The sequence below is a fragment of the Streptomyces microflavus genome, assembly GCF_014650075.1.
GTDB lineage: Bacteria > Actinomycetota > Actinomycetes > Streptomycetales > Streptomycetaceae > Streptomyces > Streptomyces microflavus.
Genome location: NZ_BMUG01000002.1, coordinates 786,680 through 806,092, shown reverse-complemented (window position 1 = coordinate 806,092; position 19,413 = coordinate 786,680). Strand labels below are relative to the sequence as shown.

Annotated in this window: 17 protein-coding genes, 2 tRNA genes and 1 other RNA gene; 2 read left to right on the top strand and 18 right to left on the bottom strand. The window is 72.0% G+C overall.

Features of this window, described 5'->3' with window-relative positions:
• Positions 1-9 precede the first annotated feature (9 nt).
• A tRNA-Gly gene (locus IE264_RS08745) sits at positions 10-85 on the top strand.
• Positions 86-145: 60 nt separating this feature from the next.
• Here the strand turns inward: IE264_RS08745 and IE264_RS08740 are convergent.
• The 6 genes from IE264_RS08740 to ffs form a co-directional block, all read right to left on the bottom strand.
• Positions 146-1,060, bottom strand: a complete 915-nt coding sequence (locus IE264_RS08740) for a phosphoribosylaminoimidazolesuccinocarboxamide synthase (RefSeq protein WP_032760122.1) — start codon at positions 1,058-1,060, stop codon at positions 146-148.
• A gap of 171 nt (positions 1,061-1,231) precedes the next feature.
• The gene (locus IE264_RS08735; RefSeq protein ID WP_032760123.1) at positions 1,232-2,686 is read right to left on the bottom strand and encodes a N,N-dimethylformamidase beta subunit family domain-containing protein; all 1,455 of its coding nucleotides are present in this window, start codon (positions 2,684-2,686) and stop codon (positions 1,232-1,234) included.
• 167 nt (positions 2,687-2,853) lie between these two features.
• Entirely contained in the window at positions 2,854-4,518 is a 1,665-nt protein-coding gene (locus IE264_RS08730) for a M48 family metalloprotease (RefSeq protein WP_032760124.1), read from the bottom strand.
• A 430-nt stretch (positions 4,519-4,948) separates the two neighbouring features.
• Positions 4,949-6,199, bottom strand: coding sequence for a phosphoribosylamine--glycine ligase (purD, locus tag IE264_RS08725; RefSeq protein ID WP_032760125.1), 1,251 nt, complete (start codon positions 6,197-6,199; stop codon positions 4,949-4,951).
• Positions 6,200-6,324: 125 nt separating this feature from the next.
• The gene (locus IE264_RS08720) at positions 6,325-8,607 is read right to left on the bottom strand and encodes a DNA polymerase III subunit gamma and tau (protein WP_032760127.1); all 2,283 of its coding nucleotides are present in this window, start codon (positions 8,605-8,607) and stop codon (positions 6,325-6,327) included.
• A gap of 138 nt (positions 8,608-8,745) precedes the next feature.
• Positions 8,746-8,836: signal recognition particle sRNA small type (gene ffs / locus IE264_RS08715), an RNA gene on the bottom strand.
• Positions 8,837-8,982: 146 nt separating this feature from the next.
• On the opposite strand from ffs, the gene IE264_RS08710 reads away from it, so the two are divergent.
• Positions 8,983-9,070 (top strand) — tRNA-Ser (locus tag IE264_RS08710).
• A 64-nt stretch (positions 9,071-9,134) separates the two neighbouring features.
• On the opposite strand, the gene IE264_RS08705 is transcribed toward IE264_RS08710, so the two are convergent.
• From IE264_RS08705 to kilB, 12 genes are all read right to left on the bottom strand, one after another.
• Entirely contained in the window at positions 9,135-10,412 is a 1,278-nt protein-coding gene (locus tag IE264_RS08705; RefSeq protein WP_032760129.1) for a tyrosine-type recombinase/integrase, read from the bottom strand.
• A gap of 76 nt (positions 10,413-10,488) precedes the next feature.
• The gene (locus IE264_RS08700) at positions 10,489-10,716 is read right to left on the bottom strand and encodes a helix-turn-helix domain-containing protein (protein WP_032760131.1); all 228 of its coding nucleotides are present in this window, start codon (positions 10,714-10,716) and stop codon (positions 10,489-10,491) included.
• A 461-nt stretch (positions 10,717-11,177) separates the two neighbouring features.
• Positions 11,178-12,650: an AICE element replication initiation protein gene (locus IE264_RS08695; protein WP_032760134.1), complete on the bottom strand. Its 1,473-nt coding sequence runs from the start codon at positions 12,648-12,650 to the stop codon at positions 11,178-11,180.
• A 1-nt stretch (position 12,651) separates the two neighbouring features.
• Positions 12,652-13,506, bottom strand: coding sequence for a bifunctional DNA primase/polymerase (locus IE264_RS08690; protein WP_051822037.1), 855 nt, complete (start codon positions 13,504-13,506; stop codon positions 12,652-12,654).
• Positions 13,507-13,789: 283 nt separating this feature from the next.
• The gene (locus IE264_RS08685) at positions 13,790-15,958 is read right to left on the bottom strand and encodes an FtsK/SpoIIIE domain-containing protein (protein WP_190167605.1); all 2,169 of its coding nucleotides are present in this window, start codon (positions 15,956-15,958) and stop codon (positions 13,790-13,792) included.
• Positions 15,959-16,044: 86 nt separating this feature from the next.
• Positions 16,045-16,368, bottom strand: a complete 324-nt coding sequence (locus IE264_RS08680) for a hypothetical protein (protein ID WP_032760135.1) — start codon at positions 16,366-16,368, stop codon at positions 16,045-16,047.
• A 76-nt stretch (positions 16,369-16,444) separates the two neighbouring features.
• Entirely contained in the window at positions 16,445-16,822 is a 378-nt protein-coding gene (locus IE264_RS08675) for a DUF6251 family protein (RefSeq protein WP_032760137.1), read from the bottom strand.
• Between the two features lie 15 nt (positions 16,823-16,837).
• Positions 16,838-17,161: an RRQRL motif-containing zinc-binding protein gene (locus IE264_RS08670; protein ID WP_032760139.1), complete on the bottom strand. Its 324-nt coding sequence runs from the start codon at positions 17,159-17,161 to the stop codon at positions 16,838-16,840.
• Entirely contained in the window at positions 17,161-18,027 is an 867-nt protein-coding gene (locus tag IE264_RS08665; RefSeq protein ID WP_032760140.1) for a hypothetical protein, read from the bottom strand. The genes IE264_RS08670 and IE264_RS08665 overlap by 1 nt, the downstream gene beginning before the upstream one ends.
• Complete coding sequence (locus IE264_RS08660) at positions 18,024-18,212, bottom strand: hypothetical protein (RefSeq protein ID WP_032760141.1); 189 nt, start codon at positions 18,210-18,212, stop codon at positions 18,024-18,026. The genes IE264_RS08665 and IE264_RS08660 overlap by 4 nt, the downstream gene beginning before the upstream one ends.
• Entirely contained in the window at positions 18,212-18,481 is a 270-nt protein-coding gene (locus IE264_RS08655) for a DUF6284 family protein (RefSeq protein ID WP_190167604.1), read from the bottom strand. The genes IE264_RS08660 and IE264_RS08655 overlap by 1 nt, the downstream gene beginning before the upstream one ends.
• A 92-nt stretch (positions 18,482-18,573) precedes the next feature.
• On the bottom strand, positions 18,574-18,888 hold the full coding sequence (gene kilB / locus IE264_RS08650) for a plasmid transfer protein KilB (RefSeq protein WP_491590525.1): 315 nt from the start codon (positions 18,886-18,888) through the stop codon (positions 18,574-18,576).
• Between the last annotated feature and the right edge of the window lie 525 nt (positions 18,889-19,413).

Here is a 19,413-nt window from a genome sequence, read left to right as displayed (position 1 = left end):
CGGCGCAGTGCGGACGTAGCTCAGTTGGTAGAGCGCAACCTTGCCAAGGTTGAGGTCGCCAGTTCGAACCTGGTCGTCCGCTCCAGAGAAACAGAAGGCCCCGGTCCTCGCGGACCGGGGCCTTCTGCGTATCCCCGTCGGCCGGCTACGACCAGTTGGAGCCGGTCAGGACCTCGTACGCCTCGATGTACTTGGCGCGGGTCGCGTCCACGATCTCCTGCGGCAGCGCCGGCGGCGGCTGCTCGCTCGCGCGGTCCCAGCCGGAGGCCGGCGAGGTCAGCCAGTCGCGGACGAACTGCTTGTCGTACGAGGGCTGCGCGCGGCCCGGCTTCCAGGTGGCGGCGGGCCAGAAGCGCGAGGAGTCGGGCGTCAGCACCTCGTCGGCGATGATCAGCCGCTCGCCGCCGTCCGCAGACCTCTCGAAGCCGAACTCGAACTTGGTGTCGGCCAGGATGATCCCCCGGTTGTGGGCGATGTCCCGGGCCCGGCGGTAGACGTCGAGCGTCGTCTGCCGCAGCTCGGCCGCCGTCTCCACGCCGACCTCGCGGGCGATCTCCTGGTAGCTCACGTTCTCGTCGTGGTCGCCTACGGCCGCCTTGGTGGCCGGGGTGAAGATCGGGCCGGGCAGCTCGGAGCCGTCGACCAGCCCCTCGGGGAGGCCGAGGCCACAGACCGTACGGGTGGCGTTGTACTCGACGAGCCCGGAGCCGGTGAGATAGCCGCGCGCCACGCACTCGACCTGGACCATCCGCAGGGACTTGCAGATGAGGGTGCGGCCCTCCCAGTCCGCCGGGGCGCCGGGCGGCAGCTCGGTGGAGAGCACGTGGTTGGGCACCAGGTCGGCGAGCTGGTCGAACCACCAGAGCGAGAGCCGGGTGAGGACGCGGCCCTTGTCGGGGATCTCGGAGGGCAGGACCCAGTCGTACGCGGAGATACGGTCGCTGGCGACCATGACGAGGTCGCCCGCCTCGTTCCGGTACAGGTCACGCACCTTGCCGGTGTGCAGGTGGGTGAGGCCCGGAACCTGTACGGGCTCGGGCTTTTCTACAAAACCGGACACGGTGCCTCCGCGTAGATTGATCCAGGAGCGGTTCCGATTGTCCCGTACGGAGAGGGCGGAGCGCGCGCGGGGCCCGGTCGCGGCCAGTCGCCCTCGCGGATCCGTGCAGTCCGGACTGCAGCTCCGGTCGGTCCTGCCTGCGGATCCGTTCAGTCCGGCCCGCGGATCCGGTCAGTCCCGCTTGCAGATCCGGTCGAGGAGGTTGGCCGTCGCCCGCTGGATCCGGGGGTCGGTGTGGCCGGGGCGGTCCAGGGCCGGGGACCAGGCGAAGGTGCCGGAGGCGAAGACGAGCGCGCCGGAGGGGGCCTGGTAGAGCGAGGTCTCCTGGTGGCGGGTGGCGCCCTCGGAGTCCTGGTACGGGGAGTGGGCGAGCAGGATCCGGTTGTCGTGCTCGGGCAGGCTCGTACGGGGGAAGTAGCGGTCGGCCTCACCGGCGACCAGGCCCGCGATCTCGTCGCCGTCGGCCGCTCCCGTGGAGTCCCAGAGCCAGTGCTCGGCGTTGCGCACGACCAGCGGGCTGGGCTCGGGCACCCGGCCCGCGTACTGGATGCCCAGGAGCTGCTGCTCGGGCCGGTCCACCTCGCGCCACAGCGCGGACTTCCCCGGCCCCCGGCGCTTGCGGCAGGTCATCAGCCGGCCGGCGACACCGGAGGCGGAGGGGGCGAGGCCCACCTGCCAGTACATGGTGTTGGCGGAGAGGAAGACGAGCGAGGTGCCGGAGTCGCGGGCGCGCTCGGCGGCCCGGCGCATGGGCGTCGACCAGTACTCGTCGTGGCCGGGGAAGACCAGGCCCCGGTAGCGACTGGGGTCGATACGGCCCGCGTGCAGGTCGCGGGCGTCGGCGTAGGCGAGGTCGTAGCCGTAACGCTCGGCCCAGCGGATGAAGTCGTACGCGTGCCCCACGTGCAGCGGCAGCCCCGCCCCGGCGTACGGGCGGTCGAAGGAGATCGTGACGGCGGCGTCCTCCTCACCGAGCAGCCGCCCCCGCTCGTCCCACGCGTGGTAGAGGCTGGCGCCGGTGCGGCCGTCCTCCGGATAGAGGTTGTACGCCTGCCAGGTGATGTCCGGGAGCAGGAGCAGCAGGTCGGCGGGGTGGTCGTGGCGGACGGTGAACGGGATGTGCGAGCGGTACCCGTCGGCGGTCGTCAGGACGGCCACATACGCGCCGACCGACCAGTAGCTGGGGATCTGGAGCCGCCAGGACATCCACCAGTGGTGGCAGGAGACGGTCCGGTCGGCGGCCAGCGGCGGCGGCTGGACGATGCCGGAGAGGCGCGGGCTCGTGGTGATCTTGGCCGCGCCGTCACCGCCGTAATGACCGATCCGGTAGACGTCGACGGAGAACTGCTGGGGCGGGTCCACGGTGATGTGGAAGTCGATGGCCTCGCCGGGGGCCGCCGCTCCGGGGGAGACGAAGCCCTTGATCTGCCGGCGGACGTCGTCGGCGGTACGGGTGCCGCCGCCGGTGCCCCGGCCGAGGTCGGCGTACCAGGGGACGACCTGGCCGGTGTCGTCGAAGTAGTTCTCGCTGCCGCGCAGCCAGGGCAGCGGGCCCTGTCCGAAGGGGTCGCTCACCGCGTGCGCGAGGGCGCCCGACTCCCACCGGCGAATCTGCTCCGCCCCCATGCCGCGCCCCTCCCTCAGGTCCCCCGGACAACTCCGGCGCGCACGATGTCAGCGCCGATCCCCAGCACATCACATAACGCACGCACTCCGTCACCCTTCGTCGCGAATTGACGTGAACGGAACCTTTCCTTCCGGCCTCTTCCCTGTGCTTCCGGCCTCTGCCGTCTTCAGACCAGGCGTACGGGCTTGTCGGAGCGGACGCCCACCTCGGCCAGCCAGGACCGCAGCGGATCCGGGTCGCCGTCCTCGACCAGGCTGAGGACGGGCGTCGCCAGGTCCGCCCGGCGCTCGCCGTCGACGAGCAGGGCGGGGCCGTCCAGCCAGTCGAGGCCGGGGGCCGCGCCCGCCGTGTCCACGGCCGCGCAGCACACCATGGCCGCGACGTGGTCGGCGAGCAGTTCCGTGCCCGTACGCGGCGGCTGGAGCGGGAAGAGGGGGAGCGGGTCGGGGCCCCAGAGGTCCAGGGGGTCGGGGCCGGCGCCGACCGGTGCCGGCTGGGCCGGTCCGGGGGCGGGGGTCCGGGCGTCGTCCCGGGCGACCGCCGCGCCGATGCCCGCCGCGAGCTCCTCCCCGGGCCCGCCGGGACCGGCCAGGTGCTCCATGACACGGGCCAGGGTGGGGACCGCCGGATCGGCCGCGGACGCCGGGGGTACGCCCATGGCGTCGAGCACCCGGTGCAGCCGGGCCGCCTCCGTACGCCACTTCCGGTCCACGACCTCTTCCGGATACTGCTGCCAGTCCACCGGCGCCCAGTCCGGACCGCTCTCCGCCGGGCCGCCGTGGAAGAGGCGGGCGGCGAGCAGGGAGGTGGCCTCGTCGGCGACGCCGGGCTCTTCGAGCAGGTCGCACGCGGGGCGCTCGCCGAGGCGCGAGGTGAAGCCGTCGGCCAGCCGGTCGCGGCGGGAGAGCTCGGTGAGGGCGGAGACCACTCCGGCGTCCAGCCGGGAGGGCCAGCGGCCCATCCGCCAGGCGGGCAGCGCGACCCGGGTCAGCAGCCGGTCCCAGCCCGCGTAGGCGAGGCCGACCTGCTCCTGGGCGGCGATGCGGAGCGCGTAGTCGACGCCCTGGGCGCGCATCGAGGCCGTGGCCGCCACGCACCGCTCCATCTCGGCGGCATGCTCCCGGCAGGCGCGCAGCAGCAGCCGGGCGACCCAGCCGGCGAAGGTGACCGGTGCCCCGCGCAGCGCGCCCCGGCCCGGGGCGGCGCCGTCGGCCACCGCAGCGTCCAGACCGCGGACGAAGCGCCGGGCGGCGGCTATGTCGGGGTGCGCGGACGAGTCGGTGCCCGCCACGACCGGGGCGAGAACAGCGCGGAGCTCGGCGACCCGCATCCACCACAGGAACGGCGAACCGATCACCAGGACGGGGGCCGTCTCCTTGGCCTCCCGCCCGGCTCCTCCCCGGTGGGCACGGTGGGCGCGGTGCGTACGGTCCTCCAGCCAGCTGTCGCAGTCCGGGGTCAGCGCTATGGCCGAGGGCGCGGGGACGCCGAGCCGGTCAGCCAGGTCCCGGACCAGCCGGTAGAGGTCGGGGGCCCCTTCCTCCGCCACGGGGACGGTCGGGCTCACTGCGGGCCGCGCCCGCGCGACGGACACCGCGACCGCGGCGGCCACCAGCAGCACCACGACGGCGACAGCGGCCACCGCCCAGCGCACGCCGTCCCAGAAGGCTCCGCCGAGATGCCCTTGGGCGCCCGCGGCGAACAGCACGACGGCCACGGCCGCGGGCGTGATCACCACGGCCAGTGCCCTGCTGCGGATCCGCAGCAGGGCGAGCGCCCGGGCCTGTGCGGCCCGCGCACCCAGCTCCTCACCCACGTCGATACCGGACACGGCCGGATGTCACCCCCTCTGCCCCGCGACGGTGTTGCTCACTCCCCCACTGTGGCACCAGCCACCGACATCGCAATGCCGGTGGGCCAAGTGCCGGAACGCTTGCGCCGCACCCTAGTTGGGGCCCCGGCGGGCGTCATCCGTCTGGCCCAGTCGTCACCCGATGGAATGGCTTTGGGTAAAGCTGCTGACGTGTCCGCGTCCGTATGGGCGGCGGGCCGCCACCGGCGTACGCGGGCCTGCCCCCTTGACTGCCCCATGGCGGCTTGATGCCTGCCCCCTGCCTGCTGCATGGGACAGCCCCTCGCGCCTGCCCCGCGTACGCCGGTGGCGTGCGGGGGCAGGCGGGAGGGGCCGGGGTGGAGACCGAGGTGCGAACCGGGATGGAGACCGAGGTGCGAACCGGGGTGGGAAACGGCCGTCGGCGGGATCAGCCTCCGGCGGCCTTCAGGGCGATGTCCGTCCGGTGCTGGGAGCCGTCGAGGCGGATGCGGCCGAGGGCGGTGTAGGCGCGCTCACGGGCCGCTGCGAGGTCCTTGCCGGTCGCGGTCACCGAGAGGACCCGGCCGCCCGCGCTGAGGACCGCGCCGCCCTCGGCACGGGTCCCGGCGTGCAGGACGTACGCGTCCGGCGCATCCTGCGCCGCGATATCCGCGAGCCCGTCGATCGGGTCGCCGGTGCGCGGGGTGTCCGGGTAGTTGTGCGAGGCGATCACGACGGTGACCGCCGCGTCGTCGCGCCAGGCCAGCGGCGGGAGCACGTCCAGGGTGCCGTTGGCGGAGGCCAGCAGGACACCGGCCAGCGGGGTCCGGAGCCGGGCCAGCACGACCTGGGTCTCGGGGTCGCCGAAGCGGGCGTTGAACTCGATGACCCGCACGCCGCGCGAGGTGATCGCGAGGCCCGCGTAGAGCAGCCCGGAGAAGGGCGTACCCCGGCGGCGGAGCTCGTCGACGGTCGGCTGGAGGACGCTTTCGAGGACCTCGTCGACCAGCTTGGGGTCGGCCCACGGGAGCGGGGAGTAGGCACCCATGCCGCCGGTGTTCGGGCCCTCGTCGCCGTCCAGGGCGCGCTTGAAGTCCTGGGCGGGCTGGAGCGGCAGCACGGTGGTGCCGTCGGTGATGGCGAAGAGGCTGACCTCGGGGCCGTCGAGGAACTCCTCGATGACCACGCGGTCGCAGGAGAGCGCGTGGTCGCGGGCGGCGGCGAGGTCGTCGGTGACGACGACGCCCTTGCCCGCCGCGAGGCCGTCGTCCTTGACGACGTACGGAGCGCCGAAGGCGTCGAGGGCCTCGTCGATCTCCGCGGGGGTGGTGCAGACGTAGCTGCGGGCGGTGGGGACGCCGGCCCCGGCCATGACGTCCTTGGCGAACGCCTTGGAGCCTTCGAGCTGGGCGGCTTCGCCGGAGGGGCCGAAGCAGGGGATGCCGGCCGCGCGCACGGCGTCGGCGACCCCGGCGACGAGCGGCGCCTCCGGGCCGACGACCACCAGCTCGGCGCCCAGACCGGTCGCGAGGCGCGCGACGGCGTCACCGTCGAGCGCGTCGACCGGGTGCAGTTCGGCCACCTCTGCGATGCCGGCGTTGCCGGGGGCGCAGTACAGAGCGGTGACATCGGGGTCGAGGGACAGAGAGCGGCACAGGGCGTGTTCGCGGGCGCCGCCGCCGATGACGAGGACCTTCACGGGGTGCAGCCTAGCCGCCGAGGGCGGTGGGCCCGGACGGCCGCCGGTCCGTGGACGGCGATACGACCCGCCGGTCCGGGGGCGACCGGTCCGCCCGCCCGGGGGCTGTGGCTCGTCGGCGGGGCTCACTGCTCGTTGTTGAACTCCTCCACCACGGTGGCGCCCAGCTCGCGGACGATCAGCTCGTGGCCGGAGAGGGCGGAGTCGACGAGATCCGGATCGTCGGCCTCCGCGGTGTCGTCCTCGGGGGCCACGGAGCGGGGCGGCTCCGAGGCGTAACCGCCGTGGGAGGGCTCGGGGGCGGGCGGGGCCGCGCCCCGGCCCTGCTGCGGCGCGGAGGAGGAGGACGGGGGCTGGTGGGACTGATGGGGCTGCTGCTGCGTGTGCTGCTGGGGGGCGTGCGCCGGGTTGCCCTCGTACGCCGTCGGGGTCGGGGTGCTGGGTGAGGGCGTCGGGGCGGGCTGGTACTGCGGGGCCGGGGGGCGTCCGCCGCCGGGGGCCGGGGGCACCGCACCGCCGCCGGAGGCGTCGACGACCGCTTCGACCCTCCACTGGGCGTTGAACCGCTCGGCGAGGGCCTGCTTGAGGACTTCCTCGCTGCCGCTGCTGGCGAAGTTGTCGCGGGCGCCCGCGTTGATGAAGCCGATCTGGAGCGTGGTCCCGTCGAACCCGGTCACCTGGGCGTTCTGGCTGAGCAGGATCCAGGTGAAGCGGCGCTTGTTCTTCACCGCCTCCAGGATGTCGGGCCACATGCTCCGGACCTGGCCGGCGCCCTGGGCCATGCCCTGACCGCCCGCCGCCGGGGCGGCCGGTGCGGAGGGGGCCGCCGGGGCGGAGTAGCTCGGTGCCGGTGAGGGTGCGGGTGCGGCGGGGGGCGGGGTGGCGGGGCCGCTGCCGGGGGCGGACGCGGTGGGCCAGCCGCCGGGGCGCCGGGCCTGCTCGCCGCCGGCCGCGGTGGGCCAGGACCCGGGCCGCTGCCCGGGGCCGGGGTCCTCGACGGGGGGCTGGGGGGCGGCGGCGGGCTCGGCCGGGGCCTGGGGGGCCGGGGCGGCGGGCGGCGCATAGGCGGCGGCCGCGGGGGCCGGCGCCTCGCCCCGTACGGCGGCACGGGCGGAGTCCGGACCAGCGGGGGCCGCGGGGGCGGCCTGGGGCACGTGGGCCTGCGGGGCGTGGGCCTCGGGCCCGGGAACGTACCCCATCGGAACAGCGGCGGCGGGCGGCGCCGCGAACGAGGCGGCAGCGGCGGCGGACGCACCACGCTCCAGCCGGTCGAGCCGGGCCTGCATCGACCGCTCGTCGTCGAACGCGGCGGGGAGCAGGACCCGGGCGCAGATCAGCTCCACCTGGAGGCGCGGCGAGGTGGCGCCGCGCATCTCGGTGAGCCCGTCGTTGACCAGGTCGGCGGCGCGGCTGAGCTCGGCGGCACCGAAGACGGAGGCCTGGGCCTGCATCCGCTCGACGACATCGGCGGGGGCGTCGATGAGCCCCTTCTCCCCCGCGTCGGGCACGGCGGCGAGGATCACCAGGTCGCGCAGCCGCTCCAGGAGATCGGCCACGAACCGACGGGGATCGTTGCCGCCCTCGATGACCCGGTCCACGACCTCGAAGGCGGCGGCCCCGTCACCGGCGGCGAAGGCGTCGATGACCGAGTCGAGCAGCGAGGAGTCCGTGTACCCGAGGAGGGAGGTCGCCATGGCATACGTCACACCGTCGTCGGCCGCACCGGCCAGCAGCTGGTCCATGACGGACATGGAGTCACGCACGGACCCGGCCCCGGCCCGCACGACGAGCGGCAGGACACCGTCCTCGACCGGGCTGTTCTCCCGCCCACAGACATCGGCGAGATAGCTGCGCAGGGTCCCAGGAGGAACGAGCCGGAACGGATAGTGGTGCGTACGCGACCGGATCGTCCCGATGACCTTCTCGGGCTCGGTGGTCGCGAAGATGAACTTGAGGTGCTCCGGCGGCTCCTCGACCACCTTCAGCAGGGCGTTGAACCCCGCCGGGGTGACCATGTGGGCCTCGTCGATGATGTAGATCTTGTAGCGGCTGGAGGCGGGCCCGAAGAACGCCTTCTCGCGCAGGTCACGGGCGTCGTCCACACCACCGTGCGAAGCCGCGTCGATCTCGATGACATCGATGGACCCCGGCCCGTTGCGCGCGAGGTCCTGGCACGACTGGCACTCCCCGCACGGAGTCGGCGTGGGCCCCTGCTCGCAGTTCAGACAGCGGGCGAGGATGCGCGCACTGGTCGTCTTTCCACAGCCGCGCGGCCCGCTGAACAGGTACGCGTGATTGACCCGGTTGTTCCGCAGGGCCTGCTGGAGCGGGTCAGTGACATGCTCCTGACCGATGACCTCGGCGAACGACTCGGGGCGGTAGCGGCGGTACAGCGCAAGGGACGACACATCTACGAGGTTATCGGGGCGGACTGACAACCGTCCCCACACGGCCCTCACGGGGACCCCCCGCCCCAGCCGGGGCGCCAGAACACAGCCCCGTAAGCCCGCAAGCCACCCGTCCCGGAACGCACCGCCCCGGAACGCAAAGGGCCCCCACGCACCCGCCAGAGCCAACCTACCCTTGCTGCCTTCCGGCCCTGGGGGAGTTCAGTCAGATAGCGCCACGTGAGGGGCTGACGCCTACCTTAGCGGATCCCCACCCCCTCAGGTCCACCCACCCGTCCACCCACCCGCCCCGCCGAACGACCTGCGGGGCCTCTCCGGACGATCTTCCGGGAACATGTTCGCGAGCACCCTCCAACGTCTTGTATTGTTTGCGGCGGAGGATTCGCCTAGTGGCCTAGGGCGCACGCTTGGAAAGCGTGTTGGGGGCAACCCCTCACGAGTTCGAATCTCGTATCCTCCGCCATTGCTCTCACCGGGCAATACGTTGAAGGGCCCCACCGTTCGCGGTGGGGCCCTTCGGCGTTGTCTCAGCCTTCGTTGTTCTGGTCTTTGTCCATAGGGGCGTTCGGTGCGGGCCCCCAGATGGCGTCCGCGATCTTCTGCGCCACCTCCTTCAGCATGGCATCGGGCACGTGCAGGTACCGGGCACGCATCCGCGAGGACGTGCCTGCCTCCCAGCCCATGATCTGGTCGATCACACGGTCCGGGATGCCCAGCAGCATGAGGACGGTGGCAGCGGTGTGACGGGCGTCATGCAGCCGCGCGTCACGTACCCGGGCGTCCTCCAGCAGCCTCTTCCAGTCGTGGTAGTCGGTGTTCGGGCTGAGCGGCCCGCCGAGCGGCTTCGTGAACACGTAGTCCGACTCGGTCCACAGGTTGCCGGCGGTCTTGCGCTCCCGCGCCTGGACCTCCTTGTGTTTGCGCAGCATCACGACCAGAGGGCCCGGCAGGGGCACCGCACGACGGCCGGCGCGCGACTTGGTGTTCTTCGTCTCGCGCCGCACCTGCTTACGGTCCGGGCAGTACCCGGCTTTCCGGCCGCAGGGGGCTGCCTCCTTGCACCCGTGCTCGTACTTAGGGCGCAGCCGGTTCCGGCGAAGCTTCAGGTACTCGTGGTCCAGGTCCACATCGACCCAGCGCAGCCCCAGCGTCTCCCCCTGCCGAAGGCCGAGCGCCAACGCCAACATCCAACGGGCGCTGTTGCGTCGCTTGTTCACCTCGATCAGCAGACTCTGTACCTCTTCGACCGAGTAGGGCTCGATCTCCTCCTCCGGCTCCTCCACCCGTGGCGGCTTGGCCAGAGCGGCGGCGTTCTTCGCGGCGTGGCCACGGCGGACCGCCTCACCGAAGGCAGTACGGGCGGTCCGGTGTGCCTGGTGGGCAGTGGCTGCCTTACTGCCGTTCTTCTGCATCCGGCGGTAAAGGCTCTCCAGGTGTTCCGGCTCCAGGCGGTCGACGCGGTGTTTGCCGATGCCAGGTACGAGGTGCACGCGAACCGCGACCTCGTACCCGTCATAGGTGTTCTCGCTGACGACGTCCTTGGCGATGTTCTCGACCCAGTGCCACAGCCACTTCTCGACTGTCCACAGCTTGCCGGGCTGCTGTGCAGTTCCCTGGTCGCGCTGCTTCTCAAGTCGTTGCACCTCGGCCTTTAGCGCGCCTTCGTCGGGGCGCGTGATGTGCCTGCGGTAGGGCTCGCCGTTGTCCTTGTATCCCATCGGCACCCGGGCGTGCCAACGGCCGTCCTTGCCGAAGTAGACGGCTGTTTCGCCGTTCGCTCGGCGCGTGCGCTTCTTCTCCGCCACTGGCGGACTCCTTCGAGTTCAGGTGTGAGCACGGGACGCCACCGGGTGAGGTGGCGTCCCGTGTGTGCGGGGTGGTTCAGGCGGTGTGCTGCTCGGCGCGCCGGCGGGCGAGGTACGCGGCCGGCGCGTCGGCGGGGACGCGGCGGAGGGTGCCGATCGTCAGCGACTCCAGGGCCCCGGAGCGGATGAGGGCGAAGCAGGTGGTTCGGCCGACGCGGAGGCGGCGGGCTGCTTCTTCGACGGTGAGCAGGATCAGGGTCGGGTCATCTGTCGCGCGGGATGCGACTGCATGGAGGTGAGGCACGGACTCGCTCCTTGGCGATGAGGTACTGGCGAATGTGTCCGAGGCTGCGATTTCTGCGTCACCACGTCATCCGCGTCACTCATGGCCGCTGACCTGCGGTGACGTGGTGACGCAGAGGGTTGCGGGTGCGTCATTGGTGACGCAGGCATGCGTCATGGAGTGACGCGGGATGACGCAGGTGACGCGGGGTGACGCAGCCGAAGCCGTCCTGCGTCACCCGAATCGCCGCAGCTCAGGGGCTGTTTCGGGCCCCGTGGTGACGTGGGTGACGCAGCCTTCCCTTTCTTAAGAAAAAAGAGAGGGGTGTCTGTTGTGGTGTGGTGCGGCTTCGGGAGTGAAGTGGGGAGCCGCTTCGCGGCGCGACCTTCGAGCGGCGTTCCGCCGAACAGCAAGAGGAGCACGCCCCCCGTTTGGGCGGTGGTGCTCCTCTTGCTTGTCCGTACCCCGGTCGCCGGTGCGGGTCAGAGCGACTGTTGCTCGTGGGGCGGTAGGGCGGGGCGGCGGGTCATTTCGACGTACCGGCCCTCTTTGGTGCGGCCCCAGTCGACGAGGACGCCCCGGGCGGCGAGGGTGGGTTGGAGGCGCTTGAGTCGGTCGGAGAGGACTTTCCCGGTGGTGGGCCACCCTTTGGGCAGGGGGCGGAAGTCGTCGCCGCTGTAGAGGCCGCTGAGGAGGTGCAGCCACTCCGAGGACGTCATTCGCGTCTCGGTGCCGGGTTCGAGGCTGGCGGCGTGCTTGAGGACGGTCTGCGCGAGCAGGTCGCCTTCGATGACGTCGTCGTTCAGCTCGTCCAGGCTGCTGCGGTACGCGGGGAGCGTGCCGAACCCGGTGGCGGCGTCGATCTGCGCGCACAGGTGCGCGAAGTCCGCCATCCGCAGATCACTCGGGATGTCCGCCTCGGTCGCCCGGACCTTGACCGTCAGGTCGAGGAGGGACCCGAGGATGACGGGCAGGGCCGCTTCGAACTCCCGCCACAGTTCCGCTTCGGTCCGCCGCACCTTCGGCCGTTCCAGCCGCAGCGGCAGGAGCCGTTCGGCGAGATCGGGGCGGATGACGCCGACGTCGATCCCGGTCAACAGGAGCGGCCGGCGGTAGCGGGAACGGACGACATCCCCGTCGCTGAACAGGGCGCGCTTGATGCTCTCGGCCCCGGTGACGATGCAGCACATCAGGTCGGACAGGTCCGGGGCGAGGTGGGAAAGGTTGTCCAGGGCGGTGACCCATCCTGCGGCGACGGCGGTGATCAGGTTCTCTTCGTCCTTCGGGGCCCGGCGGAGGTCGCCGGTCATGCCCTCGATGATCCGCACCAGCATCCGGCCGGCCGTCGACTTCCCCGCGCCCTGCGGTCCGGTGAGGAACGGGGCCGGGACGGGGACGGACGGGCCGAGGCAGCCGACGAGCCAGGCCAGGGCCAGGCTCTCGGTTTCCGCGGTGGCGAAGTTCGTCAGCCGCAACAGCAGGTCGATGCCCTTGCCCTCGGTGTCCCGGGCCGGCATCGGGAGTTCGCCGGTGAGCTGGGTGCGCCGCCAGCACACCTCACGCGGGTCCGGCACGAGGACGTCCCAGCCGTTGGGGTGGATGCGGACGGACTGCCCGTCGTCGCGGCCCAGGTCCAGCCACGTCGCCCCGTCGAACCCGGGCGCGACACGGATGTGGGTGGGTTGCACGTCCTGGCTCAGTGCGAGTGCTTCGATCAAGTCCAACGCCTCCTTGAGCGACGTCCCGTTAAAGACGCCGACCCCGTCGTTGAAGAGGTCGACCATGAGTTCCTGCCGGTGGCTCCCGGTCGTGCCCTGGGAGCGGATCGGGCGGGCCACGGGGTGGCCGATCCGCTGGGCGTAGACGGTGCCCTCGGTGGTGCGGAAGTACCGGAAATGCGACTGCGCGTACTCGGTGATGACCTCACGCGCCGGAGTCTTCTCGTCCTCGGCCATGTCACATCCCCAAGGCGGTAAGGGCGTTGGACCACGCATCGGCACAGTGCCGGGGGCTCTCGCCCTTGGACTGCGCCGCGGCAAACAACCGGGCGGCGTGGGCGTCGGTGAGGCAGCCGCACCGGCCGTGGGCGGACAGGACGGCGAGGAACGTGCGGTACACGGTCACGTGCACGGCGCTCGCCGCCTCGGAGATGCGCTCCTCAGCCATGGCGATGCCGCGCTCCAGATAGGCGGGGGTGCGGTGACGGCACTCCGCGCCTCCCGTCGGCACGGTCGCGGTGACGGGCCGGACCGGCGACGGCTTCGAGACGATCAGGGCGCGTACGGCGTCGGGCAGGGTGGTCATGGTGCCGGTGCCGGGGCCGAGCCATCGGGCGTAGACCATGGTCGACTTGATGTCGACGCCGTCCCGCACGGCGTTCGCGGAGGGCATGGCACCCAGGTAGATCCAGTGTTCACCCCGCGTTGTGGGCACGGTTCGTGTGGCGGGCAGCGTCCGGCGGGCCCATGCGACCGCGGCGGCGTGGTCGAGGTCGACGACGGTGAGCCCGATGCCGCCGGGGTGGTAGGCCACAGCCGCCGCGTGCTTCCACAGCGGCGCCCATGCGGGCCCGGTGATGACGGCGGGGTCGGTGGTGGCGGCGGCCCATGCGTGGCACGGTCGCGGGCAGTCGCACGGGCCGGGGGTCTTCATGTTCGGCCGGCCGCCGCACGCGTTGTCCTTGCACGCGGGGCAGTTCCCGAACGGGACCTTCCCCGCCCGTAACGGCAACACCGGGACGGACCGGTCCGCGAGGCCGAGAGCGGTGCGCAGGTGTGCGCCCTCTCGCCGGATCAGGGTCGGTTGGGTCATGCTGGGGGTCTCCAGTTCTCTGGATTGGTGACGAGAGCGGCCCCGGACTTTGGCGAGACGGGGGCCGCTCTCGGTGCGTGTGGTGGTGTGCGAATCAGGCCCGTGGAGGGGTGCAGGCGGGGCGCCCGCACCCCCCTTTACCGGCCTTACCTTGCAGGTCAGGGGCCTTTACCGCCCCCCTGACCGGGGTAAAGGGCCCCCGCTACCCGGGGCCGGTGCCGGCGCATGCCGGATGGGCCCCGGGTGGGGTGGTGTGGTGGGGGTCGGGTAGGGGGAGGCCCCTCTACCTGCCGGTGCTGAGGAGGATTTCGGCGGGGACTGCGGCTTCGATGTCGCGCCGCTGGTACCCGGCCCCGTTGCTGCCGCTGATCTTGACTTGCTTGCTGGTGCGCTTTACTCCGGCGGCTTCGAGGGCGGCGGCGAGTGCTTCGGCGTTGAAGTCGCCGTACTCGTCCTCGTCGAGGTTCACGAGTCCGTTGAGGAGGTCGGTGGTGAACATGCGCGGGCTGTGGCGCATGACCTCCAACGTGTCGGAGACGATCGCGGGGACGGTGACGCCGGCGGCGTCGGCGGCGGCGGTGACATCGCCCGCGGCTTCCCCGGTGAGCTGTCCCGCGACCTCCCGCAGGACCCGGCCTTTGCGGCACAGGACGGCGAATCCCGTGCCGTCGAGGTAGTCGGCCCGCACCGTGACGTACGACGCCGGACCGGTCACCAGGACACCAACCCCCTTGTGCTCCTCGGACAGCACTGACGCGTCGGCACCCTGCGCGGCCTTGCCCTTGCCGAGCACCATGTCCGACGACGCCCGGTCCACCACTTGCGTGCTGTAGCGGATGGTGATGATCTCCCGCAGCTTCGTCGGCACGCTGTCCGCGTCAGGCCGCTGGGAAGCAAAGTTGCTGACGAACCCGGCCGCCGGACCGCGTCGGGCGATGCGGCACAGGTCGTTGATGACCTGCTCACGGTCCTCCCGCTCCATCGCGGTGAAGTACTCCTGCAACTCGTCGATGGTGACGAAGATGACCGGCAGGTTGTACTTCGCGACAATGTCCGGCGTCAGCTTCCCCTCCGGACACACCGACGTCGGCAGATCCCGCAGCAGCGCGAACCTGCGCTCCATCTCCGTCAGCAGCTCCGCCAGCATGGCCTTGAGCGCTTCGATCGCGTCGTCCTCGGCACCCATCACGAGACGGTGGGCGACGGCCTTCATGGGCATCCAGTCCGCGCCGCCCTTGCCGTCCGCGACGTAGTGCCGCACGAACGGATCCAGCAGCCCGGCAGCGGTCAGCAGACGCTGGGAGAACGTCTTGCCCCGCCGGGGCAGACCGCCGAAGAACATCGACTGCCACATGACCGGGATCTCCACCCGAACACCGCGCGCGTCCTGCCCGAACGGGACCGGCTCCCAGATGGAGAACCGCTCCACCTTCTCCAACGGAGACGGGTTCAGGGGACCCAGGTAGGGGTCATCGTCCGCGACCCACATGCTGACGCGGCCGGCGTTGCCGCCCTTCGCGGCGCGGACCCGGGACATGATGACCTGGATCTCATCCACTCCGAGTTCCTGAGCGATGACTTCCCGCTTCGCGAGGACGTCGGAGGCGGTCTTGCCGCCACCCCGGGGCAGGTCGAAGATCACGGCCCAGCCACGGCCGTCGCGGACCGGGCCCATCGAGCAAGAGACCTTCGGACCGTCCTCGTCACCGCTCTTGCCGCTTTTCAGGAGGCCGGCGGCGCGAAGCGCGTCGTTGAGCTGCTGGGCGGACATGTCCACCCGCAGCGGCGGAGCACCCTGGTCCAGGAACTGCGTCTCCTTGCCCCGCCCCAGGTAGGCGAGCGGGGTCACCACGGCGGTCGCGATGCCGCCCTGGAGCATCGGGTCCGCCAGAGCGAAACCGAGCGTGGCAGCGGCCACACCCACGGCGGCGGCACCGAACCGCCACCGCCGGGTACGGGTCCGCTCGGCGTGGGCGATCTGCAACCGGGTCGCCAGCTCCACATCCTCCGGCCGCGCCTTGGACTGCGCCCGCAGGGCCTTCACGGCGGCGGTGTGGTCCTGCGCGGACAGCGTCGGCCACATGCCGACCGTCGCCCGGTAGAAGCCGCGCGCCGCCAACAGAACGGTCTTGACGAGGTACTTGGGGATGCGCAGAGCGTGGTAGCGGGTGTGCCACCACGACAGGCGAACCAGGGCGGCGGCGTTGGCCTTGATGGACGCGGTCGAGCGGGCCCACGCGGGCAGTACGGGGGCGTCGGGGACAGTCAGCCAGTCAGCCAAGGGGTTGTCGGCCCGGTCGACCGCCTCCACCTCGTCACCGTCGACAACGGCGGGGGCGGGGTCCTTGACCAGGCTCACCGGCTCGGCGGTGGTGGTGTCGGGGGCGGGGCGGTGGTCGTCGAGGTGGTGCACGGTCCCCATTCCGGGGACCGCGACGGCGGGTTCGGTCATGATGAACGTGCCTCTCTCCTGCTCGTTGCTGTGGGGTGGGGTGACGGGGGCGGCCGGTGTCCTTGGCCGGGTTCGGCCGCCCCCGCTCAGCTCTGCTCGGCCTTGTGGACGGCCCGCTCAGCGAGGCGTACGCGCTGCTCGGCCTGCTTGCGGGCCTCGCGGGCGGCGGGCCTGTCGGCGCGCGGCGCGGTGCGCTCAACGGCCTTGGCGGCGGCGAGGTCCTGACGGGCGTCGGCCTGCACCTTGTGCAGCGCGGCCAGCTCCTGCGCGCCGCGGGCGGCGGCGGCCTCGTCGATGCGCTCGATCTTCCGGCGGATCTCCGGGTCAACGCAGTCCGCGAGAGCCTGACGGAAACCCTGGCGGAACAGCTTGGAACGCTGACGGGACTCGGCCTTGGTGTAGCTGTGCACGGTGAACCTCCCTGGTGGGGCCGGTCTGTCCGGCCCTCCGCCCGCCCGGTTACGAGACCGGACGGACAGAGGGCCGTCAGCGACGGCGGCCCCGACGCAGCGAGGACGCAGCGGCCTTGCCGTCCGCACCACCGACCGACTTCACGACCGTCACCACGCCCCAGGCGCACACGGACGCGACCAGGGCGAGGAGCGCGAGGTTGGCGGCGATGGCAGTGAGGACGCCGACGAGGAGCGGGCCGAAGTAGACCCCGGCGGCGACCGCCCCGGCGCCCACACCGGAGCCGAGCGCGAGACGCTGAACGGTGCGGTCGGGCGGGGCCTGGTGGACGTGCACCACCTGCGGCACCGCGTTGGCGGGCTGGTAGGCGGCGGGGAGGTGGTCGGTGTAGGCGGGGGTGCCGTCCGGGAGCTGCACGACGGACGGGGGCCGGGGGGCGGGCAAGTGGTCCATATGGTGTCCCTTCGGTCAGGTGGCGGGGTTGTCGTGGCAGGTGACGCACATGCCGAGCGACCGGGGGATGCAGTACCCGGCGTCCGTGCGGCAGTTGGGGCAGGTGCGGCGGGCCCGCATCGCCGCAGCCAGAGCGGCGGCACGGGCCGGGGTCATGGGGCGTACGGGCTTGGCCCGGTCGACGCGGTAGAGGTAGGCGACCAATGGGGCCTTGCGGCGGCGGGGGCGGTGGAGTTCGGCGACGACGTCCTGACCACCCGGCCGCAGCCCCAGCGCGCGGAGCTGACGGCGGGTGGCCAGACCATCGGGGGCCAGACGCCACCGGTAGACGTCGGCCATCAGGCCACGACGCGCTTCCACGCGCCCCGCAGCCGGACCTCGGAGGCGGAGTGGCCGGCGGCCCGGAACCGTGCGGCCATCTCCCGGTAGGAGAGGGCCGGGGTCTCGCTGTGCCGGATCTCATCCACCAACCGGTCCAGCTCCGCATCGGTGAGCGCGGGCGTGGCTTCCAGTGCGGGGACGGGGTTGGTGGGGCCCCAGACGGGCAGTTCCCACGTGGGCGTGACGCCGGGTGTGACGCGGGTCGTCACGCTGGTCAGCGCCCTGCCGGTGTCCTTCCCGGCCCGGGTGCTCTCCAGCGTCGACCATGCGCGGGAGAGGGTGGTGGCGGTCTGTGCCTGGACGCGTGCGACGCGCGCCCCGGCCTGCGTCACAGCCGTCAGCCGCGTCTCCTCCGTACCCGCCTCGGCCCGCAGCCGTGCACGGGCGACCGCGGCTTCATCACGGGCTTCCTGCTGGATGCCCTGGATCGCCTCAAGGGCGGAACCGGTCAGCGCGGTCCGCTCCCACAGCCCGTGGACCAGCCACAGGGCTTTCGCGGCCAGGGGCAGCCAAGCGACCGCGAGCCACGCGCCGGCGCTTTCGTCGGCGGTGACGGCGTGGGCGACCAGGACGCCCGTGGCGACCAGACCGAAGCCCCAGCCCACCGCCGTGACCGGGGTGGAGTGGTCGCCCTGCGCGGCGAGACGCCGTTCGTAGGCGAGGGTGGCGAGCCACCCGCCGTCGATCCCCAGCCCGACCACGAGCGCGATCGCCCACGGCATTGAGGTGCCGAGCCACATCACGACCACGGCCAGCGTGAGGACCATGGATACCGTCGTCATCGCGACGGCCGGCAGGACCGTCTTCGCGGCCTTGGCACTCATGCCGCACCACCCGAAACCGGAGGGTCGACCATCTCGACCATCTGTTCCACGGTCACCTCAAGGCGGCCGATCATCCGGGCCATGGCGGACACGTCCAGCAGGCTCATGGACTGTGCATCCGCCAGGGCCTGGCGGGCGGCGAGGATGCGGCTGCGGTCGTACGCGGTGAGATCGAAGCGACTCATCAGGCCGCACCCCCCGACAGGCTCACGACGGCCGACCGGTTGGCCAGCTCCCGGCGGGCGGCCAGCACCCGCCGGCGGGCCCGGCGGATACGCCGCTCGTCCAGCTCGCTCGGCGTGCGGTCGATGGTCATGATCTGCGCGTCCAGCAGGACGACGTCCGCCAGAATGGCGGGCATCTCCGTCTCGATCGCGTCCAACTCGGCGTCCGACGGCTCACCGTCGAACAGGGCGGCCGTAACAACGGCCTGAAGTGCTGCGATGCTCTTCATGAGTCGTTCTCTCCCTTGAAGGATGTGCGGCTCGACAGCGGCCCCGGTGTTCGAGCACCGGGGTCGCACTGCGTCGTGGGGTGGTTGGACTGTCAGGCGGCGGCGCGGACAAGGTCGTCTGCGGCCTCGATCGCGGCCTCGCGGTAGCAGTCGAGGAGTTCGCGGTTCTCGGTGTTCCGCAGGGCGTACGTCGCGCCGGCCGCGCCCTGAGCGACCCCGGCGAGGTCGGGGGCGAGGATCGCCAGCGTGGTCAGCGGCGCGGTCAGGGCGGAGCGGGTGTTGTGACTGGCCGTACGGGCGGCCTGGTAGTCGGCGTCACTGGCGCCGGACAGCCGCAGGTCCTCGCGGACCCACATCGCCCGGCGGTGATCGGCCAGCGCCACCGTCAGCGCGGTGACGGCCGCGATCCGGTCCCGCCGCTCCTCGTACCCACGAACCTCAGCGCGGTCCTTGCGGGCGGTGCGCTACTGGAGCATGTAGGCGGTGACCGAACCCAGCAGGGTTCCCAGTACCGCGATGACGCTTCCCCACATGGCGAGCCCCTCTCGTTGGATGAAACCGGGTGCCCGGCTCCCCTCAGCCCCGCCCGTACAGCACCGCATGAAGCGGACTGGACGGGCGGAGGAGGCAACCGGCCGCAGCGGTCATGGGCACTGCGGAGGGGTTGAGCACGCGGGACGTGTGTCCCGCGCTGCCGCCTGCTTGTGGCACAGGAGAGACGGCGAATCCTTGGCACGCTGTTCAGTTCTCAAGGAACGGACGCTTCCTTCGGACCCGTTTCACGGGGCCCTCCGGACGTTCTTGCAGCTCAAACCACGGATCACTCACCCCCAAACAGGGTGCTTAGGGGGGGTTGCCGAACCGCTTGATAGGCACCATAGGCAAACCCGAGGCGGACGCGCAACCCCCTCTCGCGGTACAGTTCGGTAGCC

Excerpts from the sequence above, each read along its gene's own strand:
- IE264_RS08690 (WP_051822037.1), bottom strand. The coding sequence starts at position 13,506 with ATGACCCAACCGACCCTGATCCGGCGAGAGGGCGCACACCTGCGCACC.
- IE264_RS08695 (WP_032760134.1), bottom strand. The coding sequence starts at position 12,650 with ATGGCCGAGGACGAGAAGACTCCGGCGCGTGAGGTCATCACCGAGTAC.
- IE264_RS08660 (WP_032760141.1), bottom strand. The coding sequence starts at position 18,212 with ATGAGTCGCTTCGATCTCACCGCGTACGACCGCAGCCGCATCCTCGCC.
- IE264_RS08665 (WP_032760140.1), bottom strand. The coding sequence starts at position 18,027 with ATGAGTGCCAAGGCCGCGAAGACGGTCCTGCCGGCCGTCGCGATGACG.
- IE264_RS08735 (WP_032760123.1), bottom strand. The coding sequence starts at position 2,686 with ATGGGGGCGGAGCAGATTCGCCGGTGGGAGTCGGGCGCCCTCGCGCAC.
- IE264_RS08670 (WP_032760139.1), bottom strand. The coding sequence starts at position 17,161 with ATGGCCGACGTCTACCGGTGGCGTCTGGCCCCCGATGGTCTGGCCACC.
- IE264_RS08675 (WP_032760137.1), bottom strand. The coding sequence starts at position 16,822 with ATGGACCACTTGCCCGCCCCCCGGCCCCCGTCCGTCGTGCAGCTCCCG.
- IE264_RS08685 (WP_190167605.1), bottom strand. The coding sequence starts at position 15,958 with ATGACCGAACCCGCCGTCGCGGTCCCCGGAATGGGGACCGTGCACCAC.
- IE264_RS08655 (WP_190167604.1), bottom strand. The coding sequence starts at position 18,481 with ATGAAGAGCATCGCAGCACTTCAGGCCGTTGTTACGGCCGCCCTGTTC.